At 60.7% G+C, this 10,464-nt stretch carries 8 protein-coding genes and 1 tRNA gene; 3 read left to right on the forward strand and 6 right to left on the reverse strand.

Features of this window, described 5'->3' with window-relative positions:
• On the reverse strand, positions 1 to 2,913 hold a 2,913-nt coding region (locus VIH17_06665; protein ID HEY4682916.1), incomplete at its 3' end, for a TonB-dependent receptor.
• A gap of 221 nt (positions 2,914 to 3,134) precedes the next feature.
• Between VIH17_06665 and VIH17_06670 the strand changes: the two genes are divergently transcribed.
• The 3 genes from VIH17_06670 to VIH17_06680 all read left to right on the forward strand — a co-directional run bounded on the left by VIH17_06670 (position 3,135) and on the right by VIH17_06680 (position 4,936).
• Complete coding sequence (locus VIH17_06670; GenBank protein ID HEY4682917.1) at positions 3,135 to 3,488, forward strand: TraR/DksA C4-type zinc finger protein; 354 nt, start codon at positions 3,135 to 3,137, stop codon at positions 3,486 to 3,488.
• 193 nt (positions 3,489 to 3,681) lie between these two features.
• A complete protein-coding gene (locus VIH17_06675; protein HEY4682918.1) occupies positions 3,682 to 4,383 on the forward strand; it encodes a ComF family protein in 702 nt (233 codons plus the stop codon).
• Positions 4,384 to 4,411: 28 nt separating this feature from the next.
• Positions 4,412 to 4,936: an HNH endonuclease gene (locus VIH17_06680; protein HEY4682919.1), complete on the forward strand. Its 525-nt coding sequence runs from the start codon at positions 4,412 to 4,414 to the stop codon at positions 4,934 to 4,936.
• A gap of 266 nt (positions 4,937 to 5,202) precedes the next feature.
• Here the strand turns inward: VIH17_06680 and VIH17_06685 are convergent, their stop codons facing one another.
• The 5 genes from VIH17_06685 to VIH17_06705 form a co-directional block, all read right to left on the reverse strand.
• A complete protein-coding gene (locus VIH17_06685; protein HEY4682920.1) occupies positions 5,203 to 5,595 on the reverse strand; it encodes a DUF2914 domain-containing protein in 393 nt (130 codons plus the stop codon).
• Positions 5,596 to 5,680: 85 nt separating this feature from the next.
• Complete coding sequence (locus tag VIH17_06690; GenBank protein ID HEY4682921.1) at positions 5,681 to 6,706, reverse strand: medium chain dehydrogenase/reductase family protein; 1,026 nt, start codon at positions 6,704 to 6,706, stop codon at positions 5,681 to 5,683.
• Positions 6,707 to 6,924: 218 nt separating this feature from the next.
• Complete coding sequence (locus VIH17_06695) at positions 6,925 to 7,464, reverse strand: hypothetical protein (protein ID HEY4682922.1); 540 nt, start codon at positions 7,462 to 7,464, stop codon at positions 6,925 to 6,927.
• Between the two features lie 364 nt (positions 7,465 to 7,828).
• Positions 7,829 to 7,922: transfer RNA gene (locus tag VIH17_06700), tRNA-Ser, on the reverse strand.
• 115 nt (positions 7,923 to 8,037) lie between these two features.
• The gene (locus VIH17_06705; protein ID HEY4682923.1) at positions 8,038 to 9,762 is read right to left on the reverse strand and encodes a TonB family protein; all 1,725 of its coding nucleotides are present in this window, start codon (positions 9,760 to 9,762) and stop codon (positions 8,038 to 8,040) included.
• Positions 9,763 to 10,464: the final 702 nt, after the last annotated feature.

Genomic DNA, 10,464 nt, shown 5'->3' on the forward strand with positions numbered 1-10,464 from the left:
ATGGCCGCTCATGAGTGTCAGCACGCTGCTGATCTGCCAGCCTTCACCTAGCCGGCCCAGCGCCTCCCACTTAGGAAACTCGTAGGCCATGGACCAGACCAAGCGGTGGCGCGTGTCGAAGTTCGAGTTGCCGCGATCACCCCGCGGGTTGGTGCTGTCATCTGGCTGCGTGGCGTTAGGCACGTAGTCCTGACCGTCGCTTGCCGTGTCAATCGCGTGCGACCAAGTGTAGGAAACCTGCTGGGTCAGCCCGCGCCACCCGCGCTGGGAGAAAGAGACCTGCAACGAGTTGAAGTTGGAATTGGCCGAGGTCTCGAGTTGGTTGACATAGAACGGCTGATTCGGCGCGACCGCGCTCATCGGCGCGTCCGAATCGAAGGGCCGCAGCACGCAGCAATTGCTGTCATTCGCCACCGGATCGTAAGCGTCGATGGCCGCCTGACTGGGCTGGTTGATGTCGCGATACCGGAACAGTTTCCTCCCGCTCGAACCCACATAACCGATTTGCAGCACCGCGTTGCGGAAAATTTCCTGCTGAAGGTTCAAGTTGTAATTATATACGTAAGGGGTGCGAACGTTATCGACCGTGAAGACTTCGAGGGTGTCTCCCGAGCCCGGGCCGGTCGTGGTCGGATCGAATACTGGCTCAATGGGATCCAGCGGAGACATCGGCGAGGTGGACAGGAAAAGCGCGTCCGGCCCCACCGCGTTGTACGCGATCCCCGGACAGTTGAAGCAGTTCCAGGGAATCTGCCCGATGAAGAAGTCGTGGGAGAAGATGTCGTACGCTACGCCGAACCCGCCGCGCAGCACCGTCTTCCCCTTGCCCCTCGCGTCCCAGGCGAAACTCGCGCGGGGTGCGAAATTGTTCAGATCCTTGTCGTAGAGGTCGGGCTTGAGCCGCAGACCGAACCCATCGCCATCGGTATCGAGCGGATCATAGATGCTGAAGCGATCCTTGGCTTCTTTGATGACACCGTAGTAATCCCAGCGCACGCCGAAGTTGAGCGTGAAGTTAGACCACCATCGGAACGAGTCCTGAATGTAGAACGCGTGGGAATTTTGCTCGGTCTCGCGGTCCGCGTTGCCGGTGGCGATCCGCCCGCCCGAGACGTCCCCGGCGAGCAGGTCTTCCAGCGCGTCGAATGCCAGCACGCCGCGGAAGTTCGTGTCGTAGAAGGAGCTGATCGCCGTGCGACGGAATTCGTAGCCGAACTTCACCTCGTGGCGCGTCAGCTTCCAAGAAAAGTTGTCAATGAAGTGAAAGTTGGTGTCCACGCGGTTCCGGGGATTCGCGTAGGGAGCGGAACCCAGACTGGCAAAGCCGCTCACACGGATCGTCGGCAGGCCGAAATCCTGTTCTCGGGTGACGCCGGTATTGAGTTGCAGCGAGCTGGCCGGGTTGCCGAAGACGTCGCGATCAGCAGCGAAGAAACCGTTCCGGTAGCGGTTCCAGCCGAACCGAGCCTCATTCACCTGCGCGGTAGAAAGGACGCTCACGTAGCTTATCGCCACAAGTTGCGTGCGAATGGGTGAGAACGTGTTCGTGTTCGGGAGGATGTTGCCGCCACCAGTGCCCAGCGGGAAGCTCTGTTCACTGTTTCCGAAAAAGTAGCGCCCACTAAGCTGATTGCGTTCGTTGAAATTATGGTCGAGCTTGAAAATCAGGCTATACAGATCGTTGAACGCCGGCGCGCTCGCCACTGAGTTGGGGCTGCCGGGCGGAGCGCCAGGGATGTTGGGGGCCGGCCAAACATCGTTCCCGCCTGAGCACCCGCCGTTGCTGGCGCAGAGCGAGAAGAGGTTGCGGATCACCGGGTTCACGTCCAGGTTGGTGGCGATCGGGAGGCTTGTGTCAAAATCCAAATTCGTGAGCGCGTCGACAAAATCCTGGTCGGTGGGCACCGTATTCACTGACGCGATGCCCAATCTCTCCCGCTGTCCTTCATAGGTGAAGTACCAGAAGGTCTTGTCTTTCACCAGCGGTCCGCCAACGGCGATGCCGAACTGATTGTTGCGGAATTTATCTTTGGGCAGCGGGTTTCCTGAGGCGTCGCGCTCGAAGTTGAAGAAGTTGCGCGCATTGAGCACGTCGTTACGGAAGTACTCAAACAGGCTGCCGTGAATCTCATTGGTGCCGCTCTTAGTGACGATGTTCACGACCGAGCCGGAGTTCCGGCCATACTCAGGCTCGAAATTCGAAAGCACACGCAACTCGGCGATAGATTCGATCGGCAAGATGGTCCCCGGCGTGCCAAAGACGCCACCCTGGTTGATCGCCGGGAGGTTCCGGAAGCCGTCGTTCATGTCCGTGCCGTCAAGGAGGAAGTTGTTCGAGCGGCCGCGGTTGCCGTTGGCGCTGAAAAGGCCGTACGACCCCGGGGAGTCGCCGCCGGCGTTCGGCTCGCCAAGCGCGCCGGGTACCATGATGAGCAGCTTGGTGAAGTCGCGGCCATTCACGGGCAGATCGAGCACCTGCTTTGTCTCGAAGGTGCCGCCAAGCACATTGGAACTCGTCTCGACCAGCGGCACGGTAGCCTCGACTTCGAGGCGTTGCCCGAGAGCGCCGGGACTGAGGGTGATGTCGGCGCGCGTTTCCGCCGCCACGCCGACCCGAAGGCCCTTGGCCACCGCTGTCTGAAATCCCTCTTTTTCCACGCTTACGCTGTACTCACCGATCGGCAGCTCCGCCACCGCGTAGTAGCCCTCGGCATCGGTATTGGTTTCGCGCGCGAGACCGGTGTTAACATTCGTAACGGTCACTTTGGCTCCAGGCACCACCGCCCCGGAAGCGTCAGTGATTACCCCGGCGATGTGACCGCGATAGGTTTGGGCCAACGCCGCAGGAGTGCCCGGACCCATCCCAGCAAGCAAAAGGAAAAGTACGAAAGGACGAAAGACGCGAAGGTTCATGAGCTCACCTCGGACCAAAAGGCTTGATTTTCCCGGAAAAACCGACTCCCGCCGCTTATAGAGCAGGCGGCGCGGGAAGTCAAGCGGGAAGCCCGCCCGGGGCGCGTCGCATGCCCGTTGCCCTTGCCGGGAAGCGCCATCCTGACATTCTTGACTCGGTCGGCTCTTTGGCATAAAATGGCGCTTTTGTGGCTAGGTCAATGAGGGGGTCTGAGTGACCGGTGGACAAGAAGCGGCTTGAGTATTACAAGAAGAAGTTAGTGATCAAGCGCGAGGAGCTGCTGCGGGTGGTCTCAAAGGCCGAGCAGGATGGCCGCGAAGCCGATTATGACCCGACCCAGGACTTGGCCGACAAGGCTGCCAATTCCTACACCAAAGAGTTTCTTTTCTCGCAGTCGAACCACGACCGGGTCATCGTGGCGCTGATTGAGGAAGCGCTCAAGCGGGCGAAGTCCGCGAATTTCGGCGAATGTGTCTCCTGCCATGAAGAGATCCAGCAGAAGCGTTTGGAAGCAGTACCCTGGACGCGGCACTGCATCAGTTGCCAGGAGAAGCAGGAGAAAGGCCTTCTGTAGGTTGCCCGTGCCGTTCCAACTATTTGAGCGGAACAACGAGCTGGAGCGAGAAATCACGCGTGGGTGCTAAGCTGTCGAAAACTCAGCCTGAAGTTGGAACGGCACCCGGAGGAACGTTTTCCGTGCAAATCTTCTAAGTCGATTCGCCCCCGTCAGCCCCGTCCTGGGCGGGGTTCTCGACAGTCTTTCGAGTTTGCTCTTCCCCGCTCCTTGCGCACTCTGCCAGGAAATTCTTTCTCAAGCCTCTCGCATTCCGGTGTGCGCCGCGTGTCTGGCTTCGGTCCGGCCGCTCTCCCGCGAAGCGAGGTGTGAAGGTTGTGAGCGCGAAATGTACGGCCTTCCCGGCGCTTCGGGCACCTTGCTGTGCCGGCGCTGCCGTGTGGGAGCGTACGCCTTTGAGCGCGTCCGCAGCTACGGCGAATACGATGGCCCGCTGGGCGAAGTGATTCAGCTCTTCAAGTATCGTGGCGTGCAAGCCCTGAAGGATTTTCTGGCAACTCGCGTCGCCCAGACAGCGCAAGAGGAGTTCGAACTCGGCGAAATCAACGCCATCGTGCCGGTGCCGTTGCATCGCTCGCGCCAACGCGAGCGTGGATTCAACCAGTCGGCGATGCTGGCCGGCGCCCTGGCCGGGAAGCTCGACTTGCCGGTGCGCGAAGCCCTTCTGCTTCGCCATCGCAAGACGCGCCCGCAGACCGGACTCACCTTTGCCCAGCGCCGGATCAACGTTCGGGGAGCCTTCGCGGTACGGGCGGGCGTCACAATTGACAAGCTTCGCATCTTACTGGTAGATGATGTCTATACGACCGGCGCCACGGTACATGCCTGCGCCAGGGCATTACGTCGCGCCGGGGCTCGCTCGGTGGCGGTGCTGACGATCGCGCGGGCCCATTAGCGGGAACGGTATTGGGGAAACACGGGCCATGTCACCTGCTATCTTGCAAACGCCGGTTCTGGTGCTCAACGCCACCTACGAACCGATCAATATCACCGCCGTGCGGCGCGCCTTGATCTTGCTGCTCAAGGGGGTAGCTCGCACCGAGGAGCAAAACCACAGTGTGGTGCATTCCTCGAGGATGGTGATTCCCGTGCCGTCCGTCATCCGGTTGCTTGAATACCGCCACATCCCCCACCAGACTCGCGCCCTCTCGCGAAAAAACATTTTGCTGCGCGACCGCAACACCTGCCAGTTCTGCGGCCGCGTGTTCCCTTCGGCCGAGCTGACCCTTGACCACGTGGTTCCTCGTTCGCGCAGCGGCCACTCCACCTGGGAAAATCTGGTCGCTTCCTGCTACGCCTGCAACAACCTCAAGGGCGACCGCACGCCGGAGGAGGCTGGCTTGAGGCTCATCCGCAAACCCCGGCCCTTCACCCTCCATAGCAGCCGCCACTTGATGCGCATGATTGGCTCGCAAGAAGAAAGATGGCGGAAATATCTCTTCTATTAGAAGCTGACATCTAACAGGGAGCTGAAGAACTCGTCCCATCTGTCATTCTGAGGAGTCCCGAAGCCTCGGGACGACGAAGAATCTCCTAACCAATTGATTTGTTGAAGAGCGAGATCCTTCGCGGCGCTCAGGATGACAGAAGAAAACACTTTTTCAGCGCCTTGCTGGCCCCCGGAGCCACGGTCGTCAGCCTGACTCCCCATTGTTCGGGCTTTGGGGCCAAGAATCTCTGTGAGGAAAAAATCACCGGGAAGCAACCAGGACAGCTACTTCTTTCCCACGGTGAAATTTGACGATTTCAGAACCGCGCCATCCTCGGCAACCACGTCCACCCGCCAGGCCCCGGTCTGGCTCGGCTGAATGTTCTTCTGGCTCCAGGTGCGCCAGGGGCTGCCGCCGATCGGAAGCGAAATTTCCCGCTGCAAGGCATCGCGCCAATACCAGGCGTGTTTGATGGTGGTTCCAGCGGCTCCTTCGATGCGCGTGAAGCAGAAGAGCTGCCCCACGCCGGCATCGAAAGTCTCCGCCGCTCCCTTGGGCTCGCGCTGCTCGACGCCCGTGCAAACCACCGCTTCGGTCACCGTGGCCTCAGCCAGGACCAGGGCGGTGATGAGCATCAAGGCCGCCAGCGAGATCCAGAATATTTTTCTGCGTGGCATCTTTCTACCTCCTCTTAAGGCTTATCGGATGATGAGGCCCGACTGGCATCGAGCGTAGCGAAGGTGGTGTCTCTTGGCAACCTTTTCAAACGGCGCAGTTGAGCAAAACCTTGCCGATGTTTTTGCGGTCTTGAATGAAGCGATGGGCAGCGGCCGCTTCGGCGAGCGGAAAGGTTTTGCCGATGTGTGGCCGGATCCGACCCTCATTGTAAAAGCGGAAAAGGGCCTGAAGCTCTTCCGCGAGGACTTGGGCCCGCGACCCCATCCGGCCAAGATGCACGCCGATGACCGCCTTGTTGTCCCGCATCAAGTTCAACGGGTGGTGGCGCTTCGTGCGAAGAAACTCCACCACGGCTCGCGCGGCGTTGCGACTCTTCCCTCGGGCTGAGGTTGAAAAACCATAGACGACTAGGCGTCCCGCCGAGCGCAGCAGGCGATAACTCTTCGCGAACGATTTGCCACCCACCGCATCCAGCGCCAGATCCACTCCCTCGCCACGCGTCATGCGGTGAATTTCGGCTTCGAAATCCTGCTTCGTATAATCCACCAGGTTCGTCACTCCCAACCGGCGCAAAAAATCAAACTTCGATGCTGATGCCGTGCCGTAAATTTCTGCCTGAGCGATTTTGGCAAGCTGGATGGCGGCCAGGCCCACCCCGCCCGCTGCCCCGTGAATCAGCACCCGCTCGCCCGGCTGGAGATTTCCCATGCGGAAGATCATGTGGTAGGCCGTTAGATAGTTCACCGGCAACGCTGCGGCCTCTTCGAGGCTCATGGCTTGCGGAATCGGAATCGCCTGCGCCGCCGGCACCGCCGCCCGCTCGGCATAGGCGCCAAAGTGCGTCAGCGCCAGGACGCGCTCGCCAACTCGCGATGCCGGCACGCCGGCGCCGATCTTCTCAATCGTTCCGCTCAATTCGAGACCGGGGATGAAGGGCGGCCTGGGCGCGCCGGGATAAAGTCCCATGCGGGCAAGGATGTCGGCAAAATTGACGCCCGCCGCCGCTACCCGAATCCTCACCTGGCCTTCGCCCGGTTCGGGGTCCGGCTCCTGGCGCAGGGCAAGAACCTCCGGCCGGCCCAGCCGCGTTACCACCGCTGCTTTCATCATGCGCCCCCCAAAGAGCCACAAGCGTGCGCGAAAGAATATTCGCCCCCAAATGTGATCATATCACCGCGCACCGGGTTTGCGGTTGTTCTCCGCGGTCACTGCAGTTCGCTCAACGCCTCTCGGGCAGCGGCGGATATCCTGATCCCGGTGCGGAACCGCTTGTCGCCCAGAAGAGGACTGGGCTGTAGTCCTGCGACGGCGTCGTCTCCGCCCGTCCTTCAACGGGAAGAGATGGCCACGAAATATCGCCCCAAGTAAAGTCGGGCCGGCTGCAACGCACCGACGCTGAGCTGGATTGGTTTGACGGGCCGGAGTTTCTCATCCTTCTCCGCGGGAATCTCGGCGATCGTATTGCCGCCGATATCGTAGAGCACAAATGTATGCAACTCCTCGGCGCCGGCCATGCTCTTCTTTCTCCCCAGACCGTAGGCTCCAGGCTTGATTTCGCTCTTGCCGAACATCAAATCGCCCTGGGTAAGGAGCACGCCGACATACTTCTCCTGATATGCCGAACTGTAACCTGAGGTGTCGATCAGGGTCACGATGAGCAGCTTCCCATTTCCCATCCTGGTGCCCACCGCATTGCGCTTTTGAACCGGCGCGTTCTCGCCATCCAGAAAAATACTGCTGGGGAGAAGCTTGTTCAGGTTCTCCTCCGTAAGCAGTTGAGCTTCACCCGTAGGCTGCGCGCGGACGACAAGACTCGTCAGCGGAAAGACGGCAAGCACTAAGGCCACCACGAGGATCCGATGTTTCATGATTCACCCCCGAAACCGGGTATTGTCCCGATTTCCGTGGAAAAGTAAGTAGCGTATTTTCACCCAAGAGTCCATCCGAATTCTTCGACGCGGCCTCCACTCGCGCTGCGGGCGGATTCCTCTTGGTCCCGAGTGGCCGTTCATGACGAGCCGTCAGGGCGTTTGCGGTCTTTTCTTCAATGGCTTTCAGGAGAATACGCCTTCCTCTTCTCCAGGAATCGGGAGGGGACCCAACCAGCCGATCCAACAGAAATTCGTGATTAGAAATTGGGGAAAGCTTTGCGGACACTGCGGCGAGAGGAGTAACGGCCTCTGAGCCCCTCACGCAAATTGGGCTCAAGTTCGATGTTCCTATTCAAGGTTCTGGCGGAGAGGGTGGGATTCGAACCCACGGTACCGGTTTTAGCCAGTACAACGGTTTAGCAAACCGCCGCCTTCAGCCTCTCGGCCACCTCTCCGTGCAGCGAATATCATAGCAACGAAACTCGAAAAACGAAATTCGAAAATCGAAAATCGAAACTCGGTACCTGGCACTCGGCACTGCCCCCCAGTCGCGGGATTACTAAACGGCTTTCAAAAAAGTGGCTGATAACGAAACGGGATGTGGACAAGGGCTTCCAAATCCACCGCTTCGCCATTGACGCGCGCGGGCTCGAACGTCCAACGGCCAAAGGCGCGCATGGCGTGGTCATCGAGCCGGGAATCCAGGCTTCGGATCACTCTTACGGAGTCCACGCTGCCATCCCTGCGGATGATGGCGTAGAGCACCACCTCGCCCTCAATGCGTTCGCGCATCATTTCGGGCGGATATTTGGGATCCACTTTGCGCGCGGGGAAGGGCGCCGTCAACTTGTGTACCCCACCCGGTCGAGGCGAATCCGCCGGGCCATCGCCGGCGCTAGGCCTCGCTGCTGGCCGGGCGGCGTGTTCAGCCGCGGCTGCACCAGCCCTGCCCCCGGACGGTGCAGGGCCAGGAGCGAGGCGCCCGGCTAGCTCAGCAATGTTCGTGGACAGGTACGCCCGGAGACTTTTTGCCGGCGGGGCGCTGGTCGGTCCCGAGGCTTCGGGAGGCTCGGCGCGGTTCTGGACCGGCTCGTTCAGCTCGGAAAAGGCCACTATCCAGCTACCCGACACGCTCGTCAGGTTCGGCATGTTGACGGTGAGGGTATAGATTTTTTTGATCCCGAAAACTTTCTTCTCAAGTTCGCTGATTTGGGCTCGATCCACGGTGGGCGGCAATTCCGGCCGCGGGATATCGGCCCGCGCCGATAGAATCGGGGCTCGCGGCGCCGGCTCCGGATGAGCTGGCAGGGAAGCGAACACGCTGGTTGGGCCGTTTCCTCCGGTAATGCTCACGCCGGGCACTTGAGGTCCATCTGTGCCGGCCCCGTCGCCCGATCCGGTTCCTGCGCCCGTCCCTGCGCCTCCCGGACCGCCACCGGCCGTCGCAACGTTAAGCCTGGAATCGCCGCTAGGCCAGCCCGGCTTCGTCCCCATCGGCCCGATGGCAATTTCGGCTCCCAAGCTGCCCTCAGGAATTTGAATCCCTGGGGAGGGTGGAGCCGGGTTGGCCGACAAAGCGATGAGGCGATCCACTGCCGACTGATCGAGTCCCCCGCCGGCTGGCCCCGATGCTATCGGGGCTGGCCCCAGGGCCGAGGGAGCTTCTGGTCCCGGGCCGCCTGCTTCCTGTGCCGTCCGCGCAACCACCCGGCCAGCCTCGAGAGAAAGACTTGGCTGAAGATTCGTCATCCCGCTCTGCGGGACCAAGTTGAATGGGGCCGGCTGGTGCTCGGCATTGGGGGCTTCGGGGAGCGCTACCTGCGGTCTCGCTTTGGGAAGCTTCAGGCCACCGGCAAGGGCAAGTTTTGGCCGAGGCATCCCGCGAAGCGGGACGGGCCACAAGACGATGTTCGGCAGGTGGACGTTCATGTCCTTGGGTGGCGGCGGGAATCTCGGCTGAATGAGCGTTTGCCGCGGGTGATTGATCTTGAGCGGCCGGGAAATGATCGTCTGCCGGGGATGATATGCAGTGGCCCCACGGGCTACTTCTCTCTTTGGCAGAGGCGAGCTTGGGCCGGGCGAGACTTCCGGAAGATTCGGCGCCGGCGCGTACCAGGTTAGCTCGATGCGTGGCGTCCCGAGCCTTCGGGACGGTCGAGGGCTCGGGTGATAGGGAATGTAGGGAGCAATGAAAAAGGGAAACGTGACCAGCCAGATGTGCCAGAGCACCGAGCAGGTCATCGGTCTGGCGGGGAACTTTCCCTCCACCCAGACCTTTTGAAAAGCAGGGATCACCCAGCGCCCGGCACTTGGCCTGGGAGCGAGGACGGCCTTGAGGCTCTCCCAAAACTCAACATGCCGCGGGCGGGGAGTAAAGAGAAAAGCGGGCCCGGTAGCATCGCGGTGCAGGGCGGGCCCCGCCTCTATCGGGGCAGGCTTCCTGGGAACACTTTTCCCTGGTGCGGGAGAGGAAGCCATGCCGGGTATTATACTCTCGCGGCGGAAGGACGCTGTACCAATTGCGCAAGCGAGGATTGGTACGGCGGTACTGGACGCCCCACGTGCCTGGTTGATGTCTTTTGAGCTCCGACTTTGTCGGGGCGAAGAATCCTTAGTGGTGAGCGCAACCGAACCATCGGCGCTGAGATGCCCTTCGACAGGCTCCCTTCGGCTCCGCTCAGGGCAGGCAGGGCAGGCTGTCCCCCCGACTCAGTCGGGGTTCATCATGAAACTCGAATAAGCAAGAGACGGCGGTGAAGCGGGTCCTCATCCTTCCTTGGTTTTCACCTATCCCCAACAATTCAAAGCTCACATCGGGACTCTTGACATATAGATGGACATCTATATAATGGCACCCGATGAAAGCGACCGGCCGAAACCAAGAGCAGCTCCTCCGGCAACTCCGGGCGATTTCTGATCCGACGCGCTTGCGGATCCTGGCGCTGCTGAAGAGGCCGGGCTGCTGCTCATGCGAGGAGATTGACCCGAGGTCGCCGG

Source organism: Candidatus Acidiferrales bacterium (assembly GCA_036514995.1).
GTDB lineage: Bacteria > Acidobacteriota > Terriglobia > Acidiferrales > DATBWB01 > DATBWB01.

Excerpts from the sequence above, each read along its gene's own strand:
- VIH17_06680 (HEY4682919.1), top strand. The coding sequence starts at position 4,412 with ATGTCACCTGCTATCTTGCAAACGCCGGTTCTGGTGCTCAACGCCACC.
- VIH17_06685 (HEY4682920.1), bottom strand. The coding sequence starts at position 5,595 with ATGCCACGCAGAAAAATATTCTGGATCTCGCTGGCGGCCTTGATGCTC.
- VIH17_06690 (HEY4682921.1), bottom strand. The coding sequence starts at position 6,706 with ATGATGAAAGCAGCGGTGGTAACGCGGCTGGGCCGGCCGGAGGTTCTT.
- VIH17_06695 (HEY4682922.1), bottom strand. The coding sequence starts at position 7,464 with ATGAAACATCGGATCCTCGTGGTGGCCTTAGTGCTTGCCGTCTTTCCG.